At 43.1% G+C, this 22,320-nt stretch carries 22 protein-coding genes, 2 tRNA genes, 1 pseudogene and 1 riboswitch; of the genes and pseudogenes, 7 read left to right on the top strand and 18 right to left on the bottom strand.

Annotated features, from left to right (window positions below):
• Positions 1 to 254: 254 nt before the first annotated feature.
• The 10 genes from GT508_RS05375 to tsaE form a co-directional block, all read right to left on the bottom strand.
• A tRNA-Ser gene (locus tag GT508_RS05375) sits at positions 255 to 344 on the bottom strand.
• Positions 345 to 427: 83 nt separating this feature from the next.
• A tRNA-Ser gene (locus GT508_RS05370) sits at positions 428 to 513 on the bottom strand.
• Positions 514 to 691: 178 nt separating this feature from the next.
• Positions 692 to 1,417 carry a 2-C-methyl-D-erythritol 4-phosphate cytidylyltransferase gene (gene ispD / locus GT508_RS05365; protein WP_055303703.1) on the bottom strand — a complete coding sequence of 242 codons (726 nt, stop codon included), beginning with the start codon at positions 1,415 to 1,417 and terminating at the stop codon, positions 692 to 694.
• A gap of 27 nt (positions 1,418 to 1,444) precedes the next feature.
• On the bottom strand, positions 1,445 to 2,473 hold the full coding sequence (gene tsaD, locus GT508_RS05360; protein ID WP_161143718.1) for a tRNA (adenosine(37)-N6)-threonylcarbamoyltransferase complex transferase subunit TsaD: 1,029 nt from the start codon (positions 2,471 to 2,473) through the stop codon (positions 1,445 to 1,447).
• Positions 2,474 to 2,483: 10 nt separating this feature from the next.
• Positions 2,484 to 3,392 carry a ribonuclease Z gene (locus tag GT508_RS05355; protein ID WP_028088416.1) on the bottom strand — a complete coding sequence of 303 codons (909 nt, stop codon included), beginning with the start codon at positions 3,390 to 3,392 and terminating at the stop codon, positions 2,484 to 2,486.
• Between the two features lie 9 nt (positions 3,393 to 3,401).
• Positions 3,402 to 3,638 (bottom strand): hypothetical protein, encoded by a 237-nt coding sequence (locus GT508_RS05350; RefSeq protein ID WP_118225725.1) that lies wholly within the window; start codon positions 3,636 to 3,638, stop codon positions 3,402 to 3,404.
• A 166-nt stretch (positions 3,639 to 3,804) separates the two neighbouring features.
• Positions 3,805 to 4,272 (bottom strand): ribosomal protein S18-alanine N-acetyltransferase, encoded by a 468-nt coding sequence (rimI, locus tag GT508_RS05345; protein ID WP_243144072.1) that lies wholly within the window; start codon positions 4,270 to 4,272, stop codon positions 3,805 to 3,807.
• Complete coding sequence (locus tag GT508_RS05340; protein WP_118225726.1) at positions 4,266 to 5,300, bottom strand: threonine aldolase family protein; 1,035 nt, start codon at positions 5,298 to 5,300, stop codon at positions 4,266 to 4,268. The genes rimI and GT508_RS05340 overlap by 7 nt, the downstream gene beginning before the upstream one ends.
• Positions 5,293 to 6,027, bottom strand: coding sequence for a tRNA (adenosine(37)-N6)-threonylcarbamoyltransferase complex dimerization subunit type 1 TsaB (gene tsaB / locus GT508_RS05335; protein WP_055283777.1), 735 nt, complete (start codon positions 6,025 to 6,027; stop codon positions 5,293 to 5,295). Before tsaB ends, GT508_RS05340 begins: the two co-directional genes overlap by 8 nt.
• Positions 6,015 to 6,440 (bottom strand): tRNA (adenosine(37)-N6)-threonylcarbamoyltransferase complex ATPase subunit type 1 TsaE, encoded by a 426-nt coding sequence (tsaE, locus tag GT508_RS05330; protein ID WP_028088421.1) that lies wholly within the window; start codon positions 6,438 to 6,440, stop codon positions 6,015 to 6,017. The genes tsaB and tsaE overlap by 13 nt, the downstream gene beginning before the upstream one ends.
• Positions 6,441 to 6,581: 141 nt before the next feature.
• Here tsaE and GT508_RS05325 point away from each other — a divergent pair, with 141 nt between their 5' ends.
• Complete coding sequence (locus GT508_RS05325; RefSeq protein WP_161143717.1) at positions 6,582 to 6,950, top strand: VOC family protein; 369 nt, start codon at positions 6,582 to 6,584, stop codon at positions 6,948 to 6,950.
• A gap of 623 nt (positions 6,951 to 7,573) precedes the next feature.
• Here the strand turns inward: GT508_RS05325 and GT508_RS05320 are convergent.
• The 4 genes from GT508_RS05320 to GT508_RS05305 all read right to left on the bottom strand — a co-directional run bounded on the left by GT508_RS05320 (position 7,574) and on the right by GT508_RS05305 (position 13,328).
• Positions 7,574 to 8,203 carry an ECF transporter S component gene (locus tag GT508_RS05320; protein WP_161143716.1) on the bottom strand — a complete coding sequence of 210 codons (630 nt, stop codon included), beginning with the start codon at positions 8,201 to 8,203 and terminating at the stop codon, positions 7,574 to 7,576.
• A gap of 147 nt (positions 8,204 to 8,350) precedes the next feature.
• Positions 8,351 to 8,519, bottom strand: a riboswitch (FMN riboswitch).
• Positions 8,520 to 8,563: 44 nt separating this feature from the next.
• Positions 8,564 to 10,183: a phosphoenolpyruvate--protein phosphotransferase gene (ptsP, locus tag GT508_RS05315; RefSeq protein WP_055283771.1), complete on the bottom strand. Its 1,620-nt coding sequence runs from the start codon at positions 10,181 to 10,183 to the stop codon at positions 8,564 to 8,566.
• A gap of 62 nt (positions 10,184 to 10,245) precedes the next feature.
• On the bottom strand, positions 10,246 to 11,136 hold the full coding sequence (locus GT508_RS05310; RefSeq protein WP_118309592.1) for a YitT family protein: 891 nt from the start codon (positions 11,134 to 11,136) through the stop codon (positions 10,246 to 10,248).
• A gap of 35 nt (positions 11,137 to 11,171) precedes the next feature.
• Entirely contained in the window at positions 11,172 to 13,328 is a 2,157-nt protein-coding gene (locus GT508_RS05305; protein WP_117597784.1) for a Tex family protein, read from the bottom strand.
• A 206-nt stretch (positions 13,329 to 13,534) separates the two neighbouring features.
• Between GT508_RS05305 and GT508_RS05300 the strand changes: the two genes are divergently transcribed.
• From GT508_RS05300 to GT508_RS05285, 4 genes are all read left to right on the top strand, one after another.
• Positions 13,535 to 14,137, top strand: coding sequence for a TetR/AcrR family transcriptional regulator (locus GT508_RS05300; RefSeq protein ID WP_117597684.1), 603 nt, complete (start codon positions 13,535 to 13,537; stop codon positions 14,135 to 14,137).
• Positions 14,138 to 14,177: 40 nt separating this feature from the next.
• Positions 14,178 to 15,101: a diacylglycerol/lipid kinase family protein gene (locus GT508_RS05295; protein ID WP_161143715.1), complete on the top strand. Its 924-nt coding sequence runs from the start codon at positions 14,178 to 14,180 to the stop codon at positions 15,099 to 15,101.
• 24 nt (positions 15,102 to 15,125) lie between these two features.
• Positions 15,126 to 15,947: a glycerophosphodiester phosphodiesterase gene (locus tag GT508_RS05290; protein WP_161143714.1), complete on the top strand. Its 822-nt coding sequence runs from the start codon at positions 15,126 to 15,128 to the stop codon at positions 15,945 to 15,947.
• Positions 15,948 to 16,054: 107 nt separating this feature from the next.
• Positions 16,055 to 16,723: a phosphatase PAP2 family protein gene (locus GT508_RS05285; RefSeq protein WP_161143713.1), complete on the top strand. Its 669-nt coding sequence runs from the start codon at positions 16,055 to 16,057 to the stop codon at positions 16,721 to 16,723.
• 94 nt (positions 16,724 to 16,817) lie between these two features.
• On the opposite strand, the pseudogene mutY reads toward GT508_RS05285, so the two are convergent.
• Positions 16,818 to 17,849 (bottom strand): annotated as a pseudogene (mutY, locus tag GT508_RS05280) (A/G-specific adenine glycosylase); the annotation flags it as partial.
• Positions 17,850 to 18,295: 446 nt separating this feature from the next.
• Here mutY and GT508_RS05275 point away from each other — a divergent pair.
• Positions 18,296 to 18,709 carry a hypothetical protein gene (locus tag GT508_RS05275; RefSeq protein WP_055283759.1) on the top strand — a complete coding sequence of 138 codons (414 nt, stop codon included), beginning with the start codon at positions 18,296 to 18,298 and terminating at the stop codon, positions 18,707 to 18,709.
• A 97-nt stretch (positions 18,710 to 18,806) separates the two neighbouring features.
• On the opposite strand, the gene malQ is transcribed toward GT508_RS05275, so the two are convergent.
• The 3 genes from malQ to GT508_RS05260 are packed head-to-tail and all read right to left on the bottom strand — an operon-like array spanning position 18,807 to position 20,974.
• Positions 18,807 to 20,345, bottom strand: a complete 1,539-nt coding sequence (malQ, locus tag GT508_RS05270; RefSeq protein WP_055283757.1) for a 4-alpha-glucanotransferase — start codon at positions 20,343 to 20,345, stop codon at positions 18,807 to 18,809.
• 58 nt (positions 20,346 to 20,403) lie between these two features.
• The gene (locus tag GT508_RS05265; RefSeq protein ID WP_161143711.1) at positions 20,404 to 20,748 is read right to left on the bottom strand and encodes a hypothetical protein; all 345 of its coding nucleotides are present in this window, start codon (positions 20,746 to 20,748) and stop codon (positions 20,404 to 20,406) included.
• Between the two features lie 55 nt (positions 20,749 to 20,803).
• The gene (locus GT508_RS05260) at positions 20,804 to 20,974 is read right to left on the bottom strand and encodes a PTS glucose transporter subunit IIA (RefSeq protein ID WP_226853664.1); all 171 of its coding nucleotides are present in this window, start codon (positions 20,972 to 20,974) and stop codon (positions 20,804 to 20,806) included.
• Positions 20,975 to 21,290: 316 nt separating this feature from the next.
• On the opposite strand from GT508_RS05260, the gene GT508_RS05255 reads away from it, so the two are divergent.
• Positions 21,291 to 22,310 carry a LacI family DNA-binding transcriptional regulator gene (locus GT508_RS05255; RefSeq protein WP_055283752.1) on the top strand — a complete coding sequence of 340 codons (1,020 nt, stop codon included), beginning with the start codon at positions 21,291 to 21,293 and terminating at the stop codon, positions 22,308 to 22,310.
• Positions 22,311 to 22,320: the final 10 nt, after the last annotated feature.

Here is a 22,320-nt window from a genome sequence, read left to right as displayed (position 1 = left end):
CTCAAACATTCGTTTGTCTCAAGCGACAGCTTATTAAGAATATCACAAGCAGTTGTGTTTGTCAACTGTTATTTTATTCTTTTTTCGAATCAACTTTTATTGATTCAAAAGATAATTTATCATCTCAAGCATTAACATTGTTGTCTTTCAACCTTGTCTCTTGCGACGACTAAGTTAATATATCATAGCAGTCGAACTTTGTCAATAAGTTTTTCTAAACCTTTTTTATTCATACTGCTTATATATCAACCAAACGGAGAAAGAGGGATTTGAACCCTCGCGCCGCTATTAACGACCTACTCCCTTTCCAGGGGAGCCCCTTCGGCCAGCTTGGGTATTTCTCCATACAGAAATGTCACCAGCAGCTTCCTTGCATACTTTGACATATAAAAAACTACCAGGATAAAACTTGGTAGTTTTTATAAAGCGGAGAGGGTGGGATTCGAACCCACGCGCCCTCTCGGACAAACGGTTTTCAAGACCGCCTCGTTATGACCACTTCGATACCTCTCCAACTATTTATTTGTCTGCCGCTTCCGTATCACCTCAGCGACAAGATGTATTCTATCATAGCTTTTTGCTGTCGTCAATACTTTTTTTAAACTTTTTTATTTTTTTGTATTTTTCTTATTTTCCTGTATTTTTTGTATATAAATACAGTTCTTTGCAAAGACTTATTCACAGACTCCGGTCAGCTTTTTATATGCTCAATAAATCCTTTTGCGGTATCCAAATCTTCCGGTGTCGTAATCTTAATATTACAGTAAGAACCTTCATATAGTTTCACCGGAATCTGCATTTCCTGCTCTACCACCATGGCATCATCCGTTACATTTTCCCTGTCATGTTCCATCAGATTCTTATATGCCTGCGTAATAAGCTCTGTCTCAAATACCTGCGGAGTCTGTACAATCCATACATATTTACGTACAGGTGTATTGACCGCAAATTGATTTTCATCTACGATCTTTACTGTATCCTTGCTTGGCACACCTGCTACACATGCTCGATTTGCCTTTACGCATGCATAGCCTCTCTTTATAATCTGTTCGTCTACGAACGGTCTGGCACCGTCATGAATATAGACATAACCTTCTTTTGCCTCTTCTCCGGCCATACCGTCACGAATAGCCTTTAACCCATTCCAAACAGAATCATAACGTTCTTTTCCGCCCGGGATTACTGCACGCACTTTTCCAAAATGATATTTATTTACAATTTCTTCTGTCACATAGTCTTCCTGCCCGGCTCCGGCTACCATGATCACATCATCAATAATTTCTGACTTTTCAAATGCTTCCAGGCAGTAACAGATAATTGGTTTCCCACATAGTTCTATATACTGCTTCTGGATAGATGTCCCCATTCTTTTTCCCTGTCCTGCCGAAAGTACGATCGCCACACATCGCTTCTTCATTTGTTGTTCACCGCCTGTTTCTTGAAATTAACGCTCACCGAGTTTCAGATTAGGAACCGCATTTAGATCCCATCCGCTTCTGGTTCCATTCATGTATTCGTAATAAGCCGCTACCCCGATCATCGCTGCATTATCCGTACAGAAAATCGGAGATGGATAATAGAATTTTACTCCCCGATCTTCACATGCTTCTTTCATAGCTGCACGGAGAGCACTATTCGATGCCACACCGCCTGCAATGGCAAATTTATCTACCTTATATTCTTCCACCGCATGCATAGCTTTCGCAACCAGTACATCGGTAACTGCTTTCTGGAAAGAAGCTGCGATATCTGCCTGGTTGTATTCTTCACCCTTCATCTTGCATCCGTTGATATAATTCAGAACAGCTGATTTTAATCCGCTAAAGCTGAAGTCATATGGTGCATCTTCTATATTTGCACGTGGGAATGTGATAGCATCCGGATTTCCTTTCCTGGCCACCTTATCAATCTTCGGTCCTCCCGGATAGCCCAGTCCGATTGCACGGGCCACCTTGTCAAATGCTTCTCCTGCAGCATCATCTCTGGTTCTTCCGATGATATCAAATTTACCATAATCTTTTACACGTACCAGATGTGTATGTCCTCCGGATACTACCAATGAGAAAAATGGCGGTTCTAATTCTTTGTGTTCTATAAAATTGGCTGCGATATGTCCTTCGATATGATGCACTCCGACCAGTGGCTTACCTGCAGCATATGCGATTGCTTTTGCTTCTGCAACCCCCACCAGAAGTGCACCTACCAGCCCCGGTCCGTAAGTCACTCCGATCGCATCGATATCATCCAGTGTTACCTCTGCTTCTTTCAGTGCTTCCTCGATAACCTGATTAATCTTTTCGATATGTTTTCTGGAAGCGATCTCAGGCACAACACCTCCATACAGCGTATGCAGGGCAATCTGTGAAGAAATGACATTGGACAGTACTTCCCTTCCATTCTTTACAACTGCCGCTGCTGTCTCATCACAAGAGCTTTCGATCGCCAGTATTAATACATCTTTTGTCTCGCTCATATTTTCCCTCCTAATCTTCAAATACCAGTTCTACCGAGCGCTTATCTTTTGCTGCGATTGAATTCGGGAATATTGCCTTGACATCGTCCATATATTCCTCTGGTTTTGTCAGTGACGGGCTATAATGTGTCAGCCACATTTCTTTTACTTCTGCTTCTTTTGCAAGCTGTGCCGCTTCGTAGAATGTCATATGCTTATATTCTTTAGCTTTCTTCTGCTTATCCTTTTCGCCATACATTCCTTCACAGATAAAGAGATCCGAATGCTTTGCATTCTGCTTAATAGATTCCGTAGGTCTCGTGTCTGTGGTATACGTAAGCTTGATTCCTTTTCTTGCCGGCCCGAGTACCATATCCGGTGTATATACATGTCTCTTTGTCTCCACCGTCTCGCCTTTTTGTAATATTCCCCAGTACTCCTGTGGAATATTCGATGCCTTCGCTCTTTCTACATCGAATTTTCCTGCACGGTCGATCTCCATCGTATACCCATAACAAGTCACATTGTGATTTACACGAAATGCTCTCAGGCGGTAGCCATTCATCTCAAATGTCTGCTCTGCCTCTGTGATTTCCATATATTTAATCTGGAATGGCAGCTCCGGCGCGATCACGCGCAGTGCATTCACCACTCGTTCCAGTCCTTTTGGTCCGATTAATGTGAGCGGCTTGGTACGGTCCGCATTTCCCATAGTGAGAAGGAGCCCCGGAAGTCCGCTGATATGATCTCCGTGATAATGCGTAAAACAGATCACGTCGATCGGTTTAAAGCTCCATCCCTTTTCTTTTATCGCAATCTGTGTCCCCTCTCCACAGTCGACCAGAAGACTGCTTCCATTGTAACGCACCATCAGGGATGTAAGCCACCTGTATGGCAATGGCATCATCCCTCCGGTTCCTAACAAACATACATCTAACATAATTTTCCTCTATTCCTCTTCCATTTTAATCTTAAAGTTCCTTGTCAGTTCATCATAACAGGATTCACAAAGGTCAAAATGATCTCTCCGGTTATCTTTTTCCGAAAAATATCCCCATCGCTTATCCACTGTCAGGACGTCTTCCTGCGGAACCCCTTCTACGACCGGAATCACTCTTCCACATTTGTTACATACAATACTGGTTACTTCTTTTACTTTTCTTGTCTGTTCCTTAAACTGGCGCATACCATTCCTCCTGTAATCCTGTCACCGTTTTTTCCGGTGTTTTTCATACATTACATCGTTTTCTTTTCATTATTCTCTGTCTGTAATTTTCTCAGTTACGCCTATATTATAGCTTTTCATCTGTATGCTGACCAGTGGAAAGTGCTGTAAGAATTACCATTGTTTCCTACAGATTTACGGACATCAAAACAGCATTTTCTTTGGGATTCTCATAGTAATTCCTGCGGATCCCATCTTTCGTAAATCCACATTTTCCATAGAATTGTCTGGCAGCTTCATTGTTTTCTCTTACTTCCAGCATGATTCTTGTTATCTTCTGCTCCCGACAGAAGTCAAGCAGTTTCCGGAACATCTGACTGGCTGCCCCTTGTCTGCGCACAGAATGTGCCGTTGCAATCCTTGCAATTTCACCTTCCTCTAATACGTAATAGAAGATAAGATATCCGGCCATTCCTTCTTTTGTCTTTGCCACAAATATTGCGGCATTCTTCTGCCTCCACGTCTCTTCCAGACTTTTCAGACTCCATGCATCAGGAAATATCTCTCTTTCCAATGCAGCAATCTCCGGAAGTTCCGGAAAATCAGCCTCACTTATTTCAATCATTTTATCTGATCCCATCTGATTTTCTAACATTCCATGATATCCCTTATCAATTCATCTACCACTTCCGGTTTTGTTGCCCAGCTTGTACAGAATCTGACTGCGCTTTCGGTATCCGATACCTTCTCCCAGAATTCAAATACATATTTTTCTTTTAATTTTTCGATATGACTGTCCGGAAGGATCGGGAACTGCTGATTCGTATAGGAATCGTAACGCAGACCATATCCTTTTTCCAGAAATATCTTTTTAAGCTTCATTGCCAATTCGTCTGCATGTGCGGATATCTTAAAATAAAGATCATCCGTAAACAGCGTATCGAACTGAATACCAAGAAGACGTCCTTTTGCCAGCATTCCGCCATTCTGCTTGATCATATAGCGAAAATCTTTCTTCAATGCCCGGTTAGTGATCACAACAGCTTCACCAAATAATGCGCCCACCTTAGTTCCACCGATATAAAATACATCTGTATACTTTGCAAGATCTGCAAGTGTGATATCATTTGTCTCTGCCATCAGCCCATATCCCAGACGTGCTCCGTCAAGAAACAATAACATACCATATTTTCTGCATACTTCATGCAGATCCGCTAATTCCTTCTTTGTATACAGTGTTCCGTTTTCCGTCGGATGGGAAATGTATACCATCCCCGGCTGTACCATATGCTCCTGACTTCCATCCGTCCAGTGAGCATGGCACATCTCTTCTACTTGTGCGGCAGCAATCTTTCCATCTTCACTTGGAAGCGGCAGTACTTTATGTCCGGTTGCTTCAATTGCCCCTGTCTCATGTACATTGATATGCCCGCTTACCGCCGCGACCGCTCCCTGATATGGGCGGAGTGCCGCACTGATCACCGTTGTATTGGTCTGTGTTCCTCCTACCAGGAAATGCACATCCATATCCTGACATTCACACAGATCCTTAATCTTCTGTCTTGCACTGTCGCAGTATGGATCCAGCCCATATCCGTTGGTCTGCTCCATATTCGTCTCTATCATCCTCTGCATAATTGCCGGATGTGCTCCTTCTGTATAATCGCACTGAAATCTATACATGCTCCATTCTCTCCTTCCGTTCTCTTTCTGCCTGAGACACACGGAGATACTCCGGTTCATGCTCCATCGCAGTTTCAATCTTTCCTTCTTTATAATACTGCATTCCCAGTGTTCCTACGGATGCAGCTCTCTGCCGGTTCATATTTGCCGGCGCAAATGTAACCGCTTCTCCCGGCAGGATCTCTTCTGTGATCTTTGTCTTATGCACAGGGACCCCGTCGCCAAGGAAGGTTACTCTTCTTCCTTCTTTTAAATACTTTTTCAGCTTTTCTCCCAGTTCTTCTATCGGAACTGCCATCTGGTCTTCCAGTATGTGAAGCTTCTGCCCGTCAAATTCATAGATTCCTGCATACACCTGCCCGCGTCTTGCATCCATAATCGGACATACAACATCTGCAATTCCACACAGATTGCAGGCAAGTCCCTCCAATGTCGGAATATGAATCAGTGGTTTCTCAAGCGCAAGTCCAAGTCCCTTGGCCGTTGCAGAACCGATACGAAGTCCCGTAAATGATCCCGGCCCTCCGGCTACCGCTATCGCATCTACGGTATGCAGATCCAGTTCTGTCATCTTCACGATCTCGTCCAGCATCGGAAGTAATGTCTGTGAATGTGTCTTCTTATAATTGACTGTATATTCGGCAATGACCTGGTCATCCACTGCCCCGTCTTCTACTACAGCTACACTGGCGACCAGTCCTGAGCTGTCTAATGCTAATATTCGCATATTGTAATCCTCCGGTAATCGAATCCTTTTTCCAGATCCTTTTCTATCTTAATCTCTGTGTAATGTTCCGGTAATATCTCTTCAATCAGATTAGCCCACTCGATCAGGCTGACGCCCTCTCCGTAAATGTAATCTTCATAGCCAATCTCATCCATCTCTTCCACATCACCGATTCGGTACACATCAAAATGATAAAAGGGAAGTCTTCCTTCATCATAGATCTGCACAATGGTAAATGTAGGACTGCTGACCGGTTCATCTATCCCCAGTCCTTTGGCAAGACCTTTGGTAAATATCGTCTTCCCGACACCCAGATCTCCCACCAATGTATACACCTGTCCTGCGCAGGCTTTTTCACCCAGACTAAATCCCAGATCCCAAGTCTCTTTCTCACTGTTTGTCTCTATTATCATAAGCTCTCCCTTTCCATTTTTTGAAATCACTGTATTCAGTATCTTTAAGTATAACACATCTTTTTTTCTTCTGCTACTCATGATATACTTTCTGATAACAGCTTAAATATATTAATTTTTATCAATAATGGAGGAAAACGTATGAAATTCACATTTTATCACAATAACATTAACGTTGCCGATCTTGACAAGTCTATCGAATTCTACCAAAAAGCACTTGGACTTAAGCTTACAAAAGAGACAGAAGCTGCCGACGGAAGCTTCAAGCTGGTATTCATGGGAGATGATACCACCCCGCACAAATTAGAGCTCACATGGCTGCGCGATATGGACAGACCTTACGATCTCGGAGACAATGAAATTCATCTGGCAATGCAGACAGATGATATGGACGCGGCACTGGCATTCCATAAAGAAATGGATTGTGTCTGTTTTGAAAACCCGGAGATGGGTATCTATTTTATCAATGATCCGGATGGGTATTGGGTGGAAATCTGCCCGGCGGAATAAATTTAATTGGGATTTAATTCAGAAAGGCTGTGGATACCCGAACCGGAATAAAGCTTGGAAAGGCGTTCCTGTTCAGGTTCCATCGGCGGGTCAATTCTAAAGGGGCAAAATTCTGCTAAAAGCAGGCTTTCAAAATTTGAAACTCGGCATATGCCTCAGACAGTCAAATTTTGAAAACCCAACGCAGAATTTTGTCCCTTAAGAATTACCAACGCCTCTTTCACATTCACTGGAACACCTTTCCAAGCTTTATTCCGTGTGTATCAAATGCCTTACGAATGAAATGACAAGTGCGTAACCGTAGTGGCCTCCACCGGGTTACACTTCCGGGCATTTCATTTATTAGCATCCGCTGCCAGTCACGACTTGAAGAAAACAATAGATAAGGATTATTGTGAATGTGGAATGCCGTTAGAAACAATTAGAGAGTCAGAATCACCGTTAAAGGAACGAAGCGAACGTGTTTGAGGCGAACGCCGAGTTTGAGCGTAGTTCCTTTGCTTTTAGGTGATTCTGACTCTCTTAGTGTTTCTTATGGTATGGAACCTGAACAAGAAGCCTTATCTATTGTTTCCTTCAAGGACCGAGAGGCCGCTTCCCCAGTTAATAAATGAAATCCCAAATTACGCATTCATCTTCAATATCGGACTGATTTTTTTATAAACCAGGAACACGATCAAAGATACCAGTATACCTTTCAGCAGATTGAATGGTCCGACTGCCAGTATCACGAAAGTCTTAAGGTCTGTGATATGTTTGTTTACGGCAGTTCCCATTCCAACCAGGCCGTCGATCGGCATACCGAATGCTTTGGCATATGCCGGTAGTAATACGAAGGCATTCAGAAAACATCCGACTACTGTCATGAATACGGTTCCCGCTGCCATTCCGGCTACTGCTCCGGTTCTGGTATGTTTCTTATGGTAGATCAATGCGGCCGGCACAACCAGTGAACAGCCGATCAGGAAGTTTGCGATTTCTCCGACTCCCGCTGTCATAGTTCCGTTGATTGCAAAGTTCAGTAAGATCTTGATAAGTTCTATTGCCGCTCCGGCGAGTGATCCCATTGCAAAGCTTCCAATCAGGATTGGTACTTCGCTGAAATCTATCTCATAGAAGGACGGAGCGAACGGAAGCGGAATTTCGAACAGCATCAATACTGTTGCGATTGCCGATAACATACCAATCTGTGCCATTGTCCTGATTTTGTTTCTGTTTTTTTCATTTTGTCTTGTCATTACTTTTGTACTCATCTTTCTTTCTCCTTTAAATTGAATTATATTCTAAAGGAAGAAACTTCTTATTTTGAACCATACGATATTCACATTTCAGACAAAAACCCCGTCACCCAAAAGGGCAACGGGGCAATCATATCATTCTGATAATTCTGTAAATATCATATCATCCTTCTCTCATCCAGACTTTACTGTCGGTTCCGGAATCTCACCAGATCGGCTGATCATCACATTGATAACATCTGTCCAGATATCTCTGACCAGAAATTCTTCAAATGACCAGTTCGCGGACTTTACCGCCGGTTGGGAATCACACCCTGCCCCGAAGAATCTTCTTTCGTCCTATATTATAGTACGGCATATCCGTCTATGCAACTATTATTTTGTGCTCATCTCACGGATCAGTTTTCTGATCGGAAGAACAAATGTCGGAGATACAGACAATTCATCGATTCCCATCTTAAGGAATGTCTCTGTCAGAGTCATATCTGCTCCAAGTTCTCCGCAGATACCAACCCAGCATCCTGCTTTGTGTCCGTTTTCGATCGTCTTCTGGATCATGCGGAGCACTGCAGGATGATGTGAATCATAAATGTTGTCAAGTTTGCTGTTCTGTCTGTCAATTGCCAGTGTATACTGAGTCAGGTCGTTTGTTCCGATGCTGAAGAAGTCAACTTCCTCTGCCAGAAGATCGCTGATCATCACTGCTGCCGGTGTCTCGATCATAATACCCTGTTCAACTTCACCGTACTCGATTCCTTTTTCTGTCAGTTCTGCTTTGATAGACTCTACGATCTTCTTGATCTCTTTCACTTCATCTACAGAAATGATCATTGGATACATAATTCCAATGTTACCATATGCGCTTGCACGAAGAAGTGCCCTCAACTGTGTACGGAAGATATCTCTTCTGTCCAGACAGATACGGATCGCACGGTATCCCATGGCCGGATTTTCTTCATGATCAAGGTTGAAATAATCCACCTGCTTGTCCGCACCGATATCCAGTGTACGTACAATTACCTTCTTACCTGCCATGTTCTCGGCTACTGTCTTGTATGCCTGGAACTGTGCTTCTTCATCCGGATAATTATCCGCTTCCAGATATAAGAATTCACTTCTGAACAGACCGATTCCGGCCGCATCATTGGCCAGTACACTTGTAACATCTTTTACACCGCCGATATTTGCATATAATTTGATATGTTTTCCGTCTACCGTTATATCTTCTTTTCCTTTTAATTCCTGAAGAAGTTCTCTTGCTTTGATGTCTTCTTCTTTCTTTTCCTGCATTTTCTTTAAAGTTTCTTCATCCGGATCAATGTAGAATGTTCCTGTGTAACCGTCTACAACCGCCATCTTTCCGTTCCACTCTTCTTTAATATCAACTTCGATCAGTGCCGGGATGTTCATCGTTCTTGCAAGGATTGCTGTATGTGAATTTGCAGATCCAAGTCTGGTTACGAATGCAAGGAGCTTCTCCTTGTCCATCTGGACCGTCTCACTTGGTGCAAGATCTTCTGCCACAACGATCACAGGTTCATCACCGATGGCTCCACCGCTTTCGTTCCCACTTAAGATATTTACCATACGTTCCGAGATATCTTTTACATCTGCTGCTCTCGCTTTGAAATAATCATCTTCCATCTCTGCAAACATCTTCGCAAAGTTATCTCCTGTTGTAGCAACGGCAAATTCTGCGTTTACCTGCTGTGTCTCGATGATATTAACAACAGAATCAATATAATCATCATCTTCCAGCATCATCTGATGTACTTCAAATACAGCAGCATTCGCTTCTCCGACTTCTTTTAATGCTTTTTCATACAGTCCCTGTAACTGCTCTGCTGCCTTTGCGCGTGCATCCTCGTAACGTTTGATCTGTTCTGCAGTATCCTCTATTTTCACACGTTTTACAGGCTGTTCTCCCTTCTGGTAGAACAATATTTTTCCAATTGCAATTCCTTTAAATATTGATTTGCCAGTATATTTCTCCATAAATGATACCTCGTCCTTCCTTCAATCTTTGTTAACATTCTAACTCACAATACCTGTAAAGTCTAGTTTTTCGTAAGATTCAATTCGTCGTAACGCAGCTTTTCCATTGTAAATCCGCGTCCTCTTACCTCATTGATCTGCGTGATCGTGATAAATGCTTTCGGATCGATCTCCTGAATCGCCTCTTTTACCGAATACAGCTTTCTGCTGTGGATAACACATAATACGCCCTGCTGCTTCTGCTCTCCATAACCGGTCTCGATGTCTACCATCGTCACTCCGGCATCAATATCCGTTAAGACTTTCTGACGGATTTCTCTGTATTTGTCCGAAATTACAAATAACTGGATCTGTGACTTTCCAAGAAGCATCACCCGGTTCAGCACAACCGTACTTAAAAACAAATTCAGAATACCATACAGTATCTGTTCCGAATCTGAAAACAGCATCTGAAATCCCAGCACCGAAAAATCTACGATATACAAGAATACCGCTACCGGGACATGAAACCATTTGTGTAACACAAGTGCCAGTATATCGGTTCCACCGGTAGAAGCACCTACTCTTACCACCAGTCCGATACCGATTCCAAGGAGAACCCCTCCATATAATGCCGCAAGCATAGCATTATTCTCCGTCACTTTGTCTATTCCCGGAATGGACTGTGCCATCGACAGGAATATTGGATAAATAAAGGAACTGATGATCGTTGTCAATGCAAACTTCTTTCCCAAAAATACTGCACCGAGAACGAACAGCACCGCATTGATCGCCAAAATAATCATCGATAGGTTCACCTGAAAATAATGGCTGATCGTAAGACCGATACCAGTCGCACCTCCCATAATGATCCCATTCGGCACGATAAACGCTGCCACAGCAAACGACAATACAAGATTGCCGACCAGAACTCCCAGAATGGTTTTGATTATTTTTTCCCAACTTTTTTTCATGTGCTCCATCCTCTCTCCGTACTTTCTTTCCCGGATTATGAAATTCCTTTCATCGTAAGCTGGATCCTCTTCTTCTTAAGATCCACGCTCATCACTTTTACATCCACGATATCGCCAACGCTTACCACTTCCAGCGGATGCTTGATGAATTTCTTATCCGTGATCTCGGAAATGTGTACCAGTCCATCCTGGTGCACTCCGATATCTACAAACACGCCAAAGTCAATGACATTTCTTACGGTTCCTTTCAGGATCATGCCTTCCTTTAAGTCTTTCATATCTAAGACATCTGTTCTTAAGATCGGTTTCGGCATTTCGTCACGCGGGTCACGTCCCGGTTTTTCCAGTTCTTTCACAATATCCCGGAGGGTGATCTCTCCAATCTCCAGTTCCCCGGCAAGTCTTGCATAGTCTTTGATCGTGAGGGAAAGTCCGGTTAGCTTTCCTCCGCTGATGTCTTCCAATGAAAATCCCTGTTTCTTCAGCAGTTTTTCTGCAGCTTCATAGGACTCCGGATGTACACTGGTTCCGTCTAACGGATTCGTACCATTCTGGATTCTCATGAATCCGGCGCACTGCTCAAAGGCTTTTGGTCCGAGTTTTGCAACTTTCAAAAGTTGCTTTCTGTCTGTGAATCTTCCGTTCTCTTCTCTGTATGCCACAATATTCTTAGCAATTGCTCCGGATATTCCGGAAATATAAGAAAGGAGCGGTGCCGATGCCGTATTCAGGTCAACTCCGACTTTATTTACACAGTCTTCCACAACACCGGATAAAGCTTCACTTAACTTTTTCTGGTTCATATCATGCTGATACTGTCCGACACCGATGGATTTCGGATCAATCTTCACAAGTTCTGCCAATGGATCCTGCAGTCTTCTTGCAATGGATGTCGCACTTCTCTGTCCAACGTCAAACTTCGGGAATTCTTCCGATGCAAGCTTACTTGCCGAATATACGGAAGCTCCTGCTTCATTTACAATTACGTACTGCACTTTCTGCGGAATCTCTTTTAATAATTCTACAATGAACTGCTCAGATTCTCTGGATGCGGTACCATTTCCAACAGAGATCAATGTAATGTTATATTTTTCAATAATCTTTTTCAGCAAATCTTTGGATGCCTGGATTTTCTTCGGTGTCGTCGGAGCAGTCGGATAGATAACCGTTGTTCCGATGACTTTACCGGTCGGATCTACAACTGCAAGTTTACAGCCGGTACGGAATGCAGGATCCCATCCAAGTACAGTCTGTCCTACGATTGGCGGCTGCATCAGAAGCTGATGCAGATTCTTCTTGAATACGCTGATTGCCCCGTCTTCTGCCTTCTCTGTCAGGTCACTTCGTATCTCACGCTCAATCGCAGGTGCAATGAGACGCTTATAGCTGTCCTCTGCCGCTTCCTTTAAGATCGGTGTGGTATACGGATTATCACTGTGGATCATCTTCTTTTCCAGATATCTTAAGATATCGTCCTGCGGTGCTTCAATCTTCACCGTAAGGAACTTTTCTTTTTCTCCACGGTTCAATGCAAGCACTCTGTGTCCGGCAAGTCTGTTTACCGGTTCTTCGAAATCATAATACATCTCGTATACAGACTCCGCATTTTCGTCTTTTGCCTGTGAGATTACTTTCCCGTGCTGTACGGTTGCTTTACGGATCCAGATTCTGTAATCTGCTTCATCCGATACTGACTCAGCAATGATATCCTTTGCTCCATCAATTGCTTCTTTTACAGAATTCACTTCTTTTTCCGGATTCACATATTCTTCTGCATACACTTCTACCGGTTTATCTGCTTTTTGAAGCGTGATGACTGCTGCAAGCGGCTCCAGTCCTTTTTCCTTTGCGATCATGGCACGTGTCCGGCGTTTTGGACGATACGGACGGTAGAGATCTTCTACCACAACCATCGTCTCTGCTGCCAGAATCTGCTTTTTTAATTCTCCGGTGAGTTTTCCCTGTTCCTCTATACTTGACAGAACCTGTTCTTTCTTTTCTTCCAGATTGCGCAGATATACCAGTCTCTCATACAATGTTCGCAGCTGAGCATCGTCCAATGTTCCCGTGACTTCTTTTCTATATCTTGCGATAAACGGGATCGTATTGCCTTCATCGATTAATTTTACCGCCGCATCGACCTGCCATCTTTTGACTCCAAGTTCCCCGGTAATCACCTGATTAATATCCATATGTTTTGTCTTTCCCTTTCTTGCCGTATTCAAAGAATTTGTACTTCTTTATTACGCGGATAATTATAACTGAATTCCCCACTGTATGCAATGGCGTCTATAATACAGAGTTCACTCTGTTTTCTTGAAAATATATTTTCTCTATGTTATACTGAAGCTACTTGAACTTATCAGAAAAACAGAAATACTTAAAGGGGCTTTTACTTATGAATCAGGAAATACAAGGACTCTCAAAACAACAACTCAAATCCAGGGAAACACGTGCCAAGATCTTTCAGGCAGCCAAACGGATCCTGCAAAAGCAGGGTTATGAGCAGCTGTCGATCAAGAATATCTGCGAAGAAGCCGGTGTCTCCAATGGAAGTTTTTATCATCATTTCAAGACAAAAGATGATCTTCTTTCTTATTATATTGAAGAACAGCCGAGTATGGATCCTGATCTTCTTGATCTTCCGTCCAGTGCTGCCGGGACAAAAGAGGCAATCATCTCGGTTTACTTGAATTATGTTCACTACTGCGAAGAGCTCGGAGTTGAATTTATGGCCAATTACTATACACCTAAGAATCAGTCCCTGAACCCTTTGATCCGTACGGAAAGACCATATCCGATCATCACCGTTCACGATTATCTGAAACGCGTAATTGATGCCGGAATCATTTCCCCTCCTGCTGATCTGGAGGATATCACAACCGACATCCGTATGATCGTAATCGGAAATGTATTTGAGTGGTGTTTAAAGAGTGGCGATGCTGATTTTGAGGGTAATATGCGCCGTTCCCTTACTACTTATCTGAACGGATTGTTCTGATCATTTTGAAATCTATGAATTAGCAAAGGATGAATACGGTATGTACACGTTTATTGCCAATCCCAATGCCAGATCCGGCAGAGGGATTCTTCTCTGGAAACAGATTGAAAAAATTTTGCTGGAAAAAGAAATCGCATACAATGTTTTATTTACGAAATATCAGCATCATGCCACCCGCCTGGTGCATGATCTGACTTCCGACGGTGCTCCTCATACGATTGTTGTCCTCGGAGGAGATGGTACTTTAAACGAAGTAATCGATGGGATCAGATATCTAGACAAAGTAACACTGGGATATATCCCGCTTGGTTCAGGAAATGACTTTGCCAGAGGTCTGGGACTTCCGACGGACATCCACAGTGCTCTGGAACAGATTCTTTCTCCTTCGCATTACACCGCCATGAATGTCGGTGTACTGGATTATGAAAATAAACACCGGCGTTTTGCCGTAAGTACCGGTATCGGCTTTGATGCCGCAGTCTGCCATCAGGTAATGGTCACGCCGCTCAAAGCTTTTCTGAACCGTCTGAAACTTGGGAAACTTACCTATCTCGGTGTTGCACTTCATAAACTGCTTACATTAAAACCGGTCACAATGACTGTCACAACCGAAACCGGTGAAACAAAAACCTATCACAAAGTCTATTTTACAGCAGTTATGAATCTGAAATATGAAGGCGGCGGATTCAACTTCTGTCCTGCCGCCAGCGGGACCGATGACAGACTGGATATCATTACTGTCTCAGAACTGACACGGCTTAAGGTTCTCTGCCTGCTTCCGACAGCATTCAAAGGATGGCATACCCGTTTCCGTGGAATCACTCTGGACACCTGCACAGAAGTCACGATCACCAGTGACTGCGCACTGCCTGTACATACCGACGGCGAGCCGGTCTTTCTGCAGTCTGACATCCATGTACATCTGGAAAAAGAGAAGTTACGTATTATTACGCCTTGTAAATAATTCTGTACACAGGGAGGTTATTTTATGCGTTTACTAATTGCCGGAATTATTATATTTTTCACATCGTTCTACTTTTATCTGATCTGGCCGAGGCTGTCCCACAAACAGCAGATCCGCCCATTTCTCCATACTATGTTCGCACACCGCGGATACCACTGTATTGAAAAGGGAATTCCGGAAAATTCCCTTTCTTCTTTCCGGGCTGCAATCTCACACGGATACGGAATTGAACTGGATGTACATCTGTCAACCGACGGAAAACTTGTCGTATTTCACGATGATGATCTGTCACGTATCTGCGGACGCCCGGAAGCAGTTGAGGTACTTCCGTCAAAAGAACTGCAGCGCTGCCGGTTACAGGATACCACTGAAACCATCCCTCTTTTTTCTGAGGTACTTTCTCTGGTAGACGGGCAGGTGCCGCTTCTGATCGAACTTAAGATTCCGAAATCTTCTCTCAGTATCTGCGAAAAGACATGGGAAGCCCTGAAAAACTATAACGGTCCTTATATGGTGCAGTCCTTTAACACACTTGGCATCTGGTGGTTCCGCCGCCATGCGCCACATGTCCTGAGAGGTCAGCTTTCTTCCAATCTGACTGCAGACAATCTTCCGGAACCATGGATACTGTCTTTTATTGTAAAACATCTGCTCGGCAATGTACTCGGACGTCCTGATTTTATCTCGTATAAACTCGCAGACCTTCCGAGATTTGAAGTATGGTTTTTAAAGCACATTCTGCATCTTCCGATTGCTGTATGGACACTTCGTACACCAGATGCGTTAAAGAAAGGAACACTTTCTTACGACATGCAGATATTTGAGAAAAAGAAAATGTATTATTAATTTTGTTAATATTCCATGAACATTATTGTTGATTCATTTTTTTCATGTTATAATGCGCTTTGAAACGAGATAAGATAATAACAAAGGCTTAAAAAGGGGTAGTTCATATGAAAGCCATTGATAAAGCAAAGAGTTTTTTGAAGAAGTACCGTCATGCATGGGTATTATCATACTTTCTGATCTATATGCCATGGTTTGTTTACCTTGAAAAGCGCACAGATGTACGACATTATATGATACACTCTCCAATTGATAATCATATTCCGTTTATTGAATATTTTATTATCCCTTATTTGTTGTGGTTCATATTCATTGCTGTAACTGTGGCTTATTTCCTGATTAAGGATAAATGGGGATTTTACAGACTATGTGCTTTTTTATTTTCAGGTATGACAATCTTCCTGATCATATGTACGGTCTTTCCAAATGCATTAAATTTAAGACCAACTGTATTTCCACGAGACAATATGTTTACCGATATGGTAAAAGTTCTGTATAAAACAGATACACCGACGAACGTGCTTCCAAGCATCCATGTATTCAACTCTATCGGTGCAGGCATTGCCATCTCACATAGTAATGATCTGAAAAAGCACAGATGGATCCAGATCAGCGCTTACATTCTGGCTGCACTTATCATTCTGTCCACAATGTTCTTAAAGCAGCATTCCGTGACCGATGTGATCACAGCTGTTACGATGGCATGCATTATCTATCCATTCGTATATGTTGCAGCAGACAAGAAAGCTCCTAAGCTTTCCCAGCAGCCGACGTAATATGAATAATTATGAATCTATAGAAAGATGCAGGTAACTGTTATATAACTGACAGTTATCTGCATCTTTTTAATTTCCATTGTTTTTCCGATCACTACCGTTCAATCCCCGCATACCCTGTATACTTTTCAAACGCCGACGGAATAGAATACTCCTTCCTGATCTCCTCCGGATGAATAAACAGAAATCCTTTCTCATTCGTCTTCTCCAGCTCATCTACGATCACCTCATATCCTGTCATATGCCATTCGATATGACTGAAGATATGCTTTGCTTCCGGAAGTTCCTGCACACGGACCGGCATCAGACCAATCGTCTTGCTGTACTCCGTAACTTCGTCCATCGAAAGCTTACCTTCCACATTCGGAAATTCATACAGTCCTGCCAGCAGACCTTTTGCCGGACGCTTCCGGATTGCAATCTGCTTACCGTCTTTGAATATCAGAATGGTTCTTTCTTCAATCTTTCTGGCTTTTGCCTTTTTCTTTACCGGTATCTCTGTCGTTAGATTCTCCTTGCACGCAATACAATATTCTTTTACCGGACATTCCTCACATTTCGGTTCTCCGTTCGGCACACACACGATTGCTCCCAGCTCGATCAGTCCCTGATTGAAATCACTGGCAGCATCGGATGGTATCACCTGTTCCAGTGTGTTTTCAATCTTCTTACGGACACTCTGCTTCATGATATCTTCATAACTTCCGGTGATCCTGGAAATCACCCGGAGTACGTTACCATCCACTGCCGGCTTCGGGATTCCGTATGCAAATGCGCTGATAGCTCCCGCCGTGTAATTGCCGATTCCTTTCAATTGCAGAATTTCTTCATAAGTATCCGGAAATATGCCTTCATGATCAACCATGATCTGCTGTGCTGCCTTCTGCATATTCCTGACACGGTTATAATATCCAAGACCTTCCCATAGCTTCAGGAGTTTATCCTCTTCTGCTTCTGCGAGATCCTTCACTGTCGGAAGTGCTTTTAAAAAGCGGTCGTAATATCCTTTTACAGCTTCCACCCTTGTCTGCTGCAGCATAATCTCGGATATCCACACCCGGTAAGCGTCCGGGTTATGGCGCCACGGAAGATCTCTTTTATTCTCGCGGTACCAGTCCACTAGAGGTTGTACGATCTTAACAAGGTCTTCATCTTTTTTTTCTGTATTTTTCATTTTCTATTGCTTCCCCATTTATTTTACTTTCTCGAACATATGATTCATTATAACTTATCATTCTATATAACGTCAAAGCCCTTTTCCTGGAAATGTCGTCCCGATATCGACATCCTCAGGAAAAGGGCTTTAAGAGAAGGGAATGTGGCTGATCCCTGCCACTAACAATATTATCGTTTGATATTATTATATTCCTGTTTCCTTTATATTTCCAATTGGTTATTCTCATATACTTATAGAAAGATTCTATATATTTTTTAAGCTGATTCTTATTTCTTTGTTCTATAGAGGTTATCTATTCCAGCTGTCTTTTATCGGAAAAAGCAATTGGAAAATTTAATTAGAAAAGTCTATACTATTCATAGAAAATAAATATGAATATTTAGGAGGTATTCGGTATGTCAATTACAGCTGAAACAGCGAAAGCACATGCAAATGATCCTGCCGTATTATGCTGTAGAGCAGAAGGCGGAATTACAATTGAACCGGCAAACTTAGAGGATCCTGCAATCTTCGATGAATTAGTAGATTCAGGTCTTTTAAATCTTGACGGATGTCTGAAGATCGGACAGGTTCTTGGGGCAAAATTAACAAAAACAAGTGATTCCCTCTGTCCACTGACAGCAGATAACGTAGAAGGATTCAAATCAGATGACGATTTAGCAGCAGAAGAAGCTCCTGCTGAAGAGGAAGTTCCTGCCGAAGCCGCACCTGTTGCAAGCGTTCAGGGTGCTGTTACTACAATTAAACATGGTAAAGTAGTCATCTCTATCAAAGAAGGAAAAGATATTTATCTTGAACTTCCTATCTAATTTGAAGAGAACCTATGAAAGTATACGAATAGCAAAAGGCAGATATCATTATACAGATATCTGCCCTTTTTATTTCTGCTCCCAGACAGGATACTCTCTATTCTTCTCTGTCCGCTGCTTCTTCAACTTCTTCCATCCAGTTCATTCTTCCGTAACGCAATGTCACTGCATAGATCTCTTTCTGTAATTTCACAGATAATTGATTCTTGCGGATTCTCCATTTCCAGTTCGTTCCGACCGTTGACGGTGTATTCATACGGCACTTGTTATCAAGACCCAGGTAATCCTGCATCGGGATCACGCACCATTTTGCGGCACTTCTCATGATCAGGCTGATCAACGGCTTATTCAGTTCTGCTTCCGGTGTGTAAGTATCACAGAGATACTCGCGGGTCAGCTTCTGCTCATCCTTACTGATGCTTCCCCACCAGCCTGCAAGCGTCTCATTGTCATGTGTTCCTGTATAAGCGACACTGTTCACCGGATAGTTATGTGGCAAATAGTCATTCGCACATCCCGAATCTCTCGAGTCAAATGCAAATTCCAGAACCTTCATACCCGGGAATCCGCTGTCCCTTACCAGCTCACGTACACTGTCCGTAACATATCCAAGATCTTCTGCGATGACCGGTTTTTCACCCAGTGTTTCTCTTACTTTCCAGAACAGATCCATGCCCGGTCCTTTTTCCCAGTGTCCGTCTACCGCCGTCTCTGCCCCATATGGAATAGAGAAATACTCATCAAATCCACGGAAATGATCGATTCTTACCACATCGTACAGGCGGAACACATATGCCAGACGAGATATCCACCACTGATATCCTGTTTCTTTATGATATCCCCAGCGGTAGAGTGGATTTCCCCATAATTGTCCGGTTGCGGAGAATCCGTCCGGCGGACATCCTGCAACAGCAACCGGTACATTTTCCTCATCTAACTGGAACAATTCCGGATGTGCCCAGGTATCTGCGCTGTCCATTGCAACATAAATCGGGATATCACCGATGATCTGAATGCCTTTTTTGTTCGCATAGGTTTTTAACTGCATCCACTGTTCATAGAACTTGAACTGCATATACTGATGGAATTCGATATCAAAATACAGTTCTTCACGGTAATAATCCATCGCAGGTCCCCAGCGCAGCTTGATATCATCTGCCCACAATTTCCATTCCACGCCGTCAAATCTGTCTTTTACCGCCATGAATAATGCATAATCTGACAGCCACCAGCTGTTCTCTTTTACGAACTGCTGATACGCTGCATTCTCATGTACATTACTTCTTTCGTAAGCTTTTCGAAGAAGCGGATAACGTCCTTCGTAAATCTTTTTATAATCAATACTCCCTTTTACTTTTCCCCAGTCTACAGCTTCACATTCTGCTTTTGTCAGAACGCCTTCTTCCACCAGTGCCTCCAGACTGATGAAATATGGATTGCCCGCAAATGTTGAAAACGACTGATACGGAGAATCTCCGTAGCTTGTAGGACCAAGCGGCAGAATCTGCCAGTAGCTCTGTCCTGCTTTTTTTAGCCAGTCCACAAATTCATATGCACTCTTTGAAAAACAGCCGATTCCGTATTCCGATGGAAGGCTGCTGATCGGCATGAGTATGCCTGCTGCTCTCTCGCTCATCTTTCTTTCCCTCTTCTTTTCTTATTGTTTTGATTTTCTTTCATTATAAACCGATCTGTTATACCGTTATCATAACTCCGTAATGATCCGATACGACCGGTGCATTCTTTCCGTTACAGATAACGTTCGAAGTGCGGACATCATCCTGACTGTTAAAATCTCCCATCAGCCAGATAGTTCCTTCCCGGTATTTTGGATCTTTCAATGTCTCCTGTATACATTTCCACTGATCAACAAATGGTTCTTCCTCATCATTCCACCATCCCATATGAATGGTAAAGAACCAGCCACTGCTTCCTTCCGGCTGTATGCCGAGGATACGTCTCGTCTTCCAGTTCTCGTAATCATCCGTCTTACTGGTCAGAAACTGCTGTACCCGTGCGATTGGTTTCTTACTGAGCAACGCCATTCCTTCATCGTATTTTCCATAGCCGGTCTTGGCGCTGATCCAGGTCCATTCATAATAGATACCGCGTTTCTGCCACTGTTGATATCTCTCCGTCTACCGGGCTTACAATCTTACCGTCTGCCGGAATAATTGCAACTCCGTCACCTAAGACTTTCTCAGAAAATACCGAATCCGGGACTTCACTTAACGGCACTGCCTTTCCGGTTAACGGTGCAAGAATTACTTGTGGTATATTTTTACCCTTATTCTCGTTCCCAACGAAACCTCCTCATGTTTTCTTATTACATTTATTTATGCAACCGTTTGCGTTAATTATAGTCAAGTTTTGCATAGTTTTCAATCTATATTTCGATTACGGAACTTAATTCTACCTTTTTCACAATTTAATCGCGCCTTTTTTGTGCAATTTTCCACTGCGCCAATGCATACGTTTGCATTGTATTTCCGCAATTCAATTGCAATATTGATTTGTTTGCTGTAAAATATAAGAAAAATCCAAAAGCTACGAAAATATAACTCTAACGGAGGTTACTTACATGGCAGTAACAATTAAAGATGTGGCTGCGCTGGCAGGTGTATCCCCTTCCACCGTATCCAGAACCTGCAAAAATAATCCTTCTATCAGCGAAGAGACAAAAGAACGTGTCAGAAAAGCTATGATAGAACTTGGATATGAACCGAATTTTCAAGCAAGCAATCTCGCTTCACAGAATTCACGTACGATCGGCATCATTCTCCCTGCTTCTGCCAAAGAAGTCTATGAGAACTCCTTCTATCTGGAAGCGGTCCAGGGAATCAGCCATTACTGTAACGGCAGGCAGTATATGACGACAATTGTAACCGGCCAGGATGAAGCTGAGATTCTTGACGCTGTCCGGTCTATGTCCCGAAGCGGCAAAGTAGACGGTTTCATCGTACTGTATTCCAAAAAAGAAGACCCTGTTATCGATTACCTCTTTAACGAAGGTCTTTTATATATTCTTATCGGAAAAGCAACACAGTACACCAATCAGACGATCTATATTGACAATGACAATCTGCTTGCCGGCCGTGAAGCAACGGAATACCTGTACCAGCTTGGGCACCGCCGGATCGCCTACCTTGGTTCCGACAGTTCCCTGATGTTCTCTGCCGACCGTAAGGCCGGTTACCAGCTTGCACTCGCAAGCCATCAGCTTCCTGTCCGTCCGGAATACTGTACGGAAGTAAAGAATGCATCAGAGAATAATGAAGAAGCCATACGCAGACTTCTGCTGCAGGAAGACCGCCCGACAGCAATTCTGGTCAGCGATGATATCCTCGCCGTCTCTTTAGAACGAGTCTGCCTGGAAACCAATCTGTCCATCCCGGAAGATCTGTCCATCATATCTTTCAACAACTCTCTGTTTGCAAGACTGACCTCCCCGCAATTAACCTCAATTGACATCGGAGCCGGTCAGCTTGGAAGTGAAGCCGCCTCGCAGATCATCAACCACATAGAAAATCCAAACCTGCCTGCAACCAAGATCATCGTTCCCCACCATCTGATTGAACGGGACAGTTGTTGCAAAGTATAGTTTGAAATAA

It is taken from the genome of Dorea sp. BIOML-A1 (genome assembly GCF_009875615.1).
Lineage (GTDB): Bacteria > Bacillota > Clostridia > Lachnospirales > Lachnospiraceae > Dorea_A > Dorea_A amylophila.
This window is presented reverse-complemented; position numbering and strand designations above follow the sequence as displayed.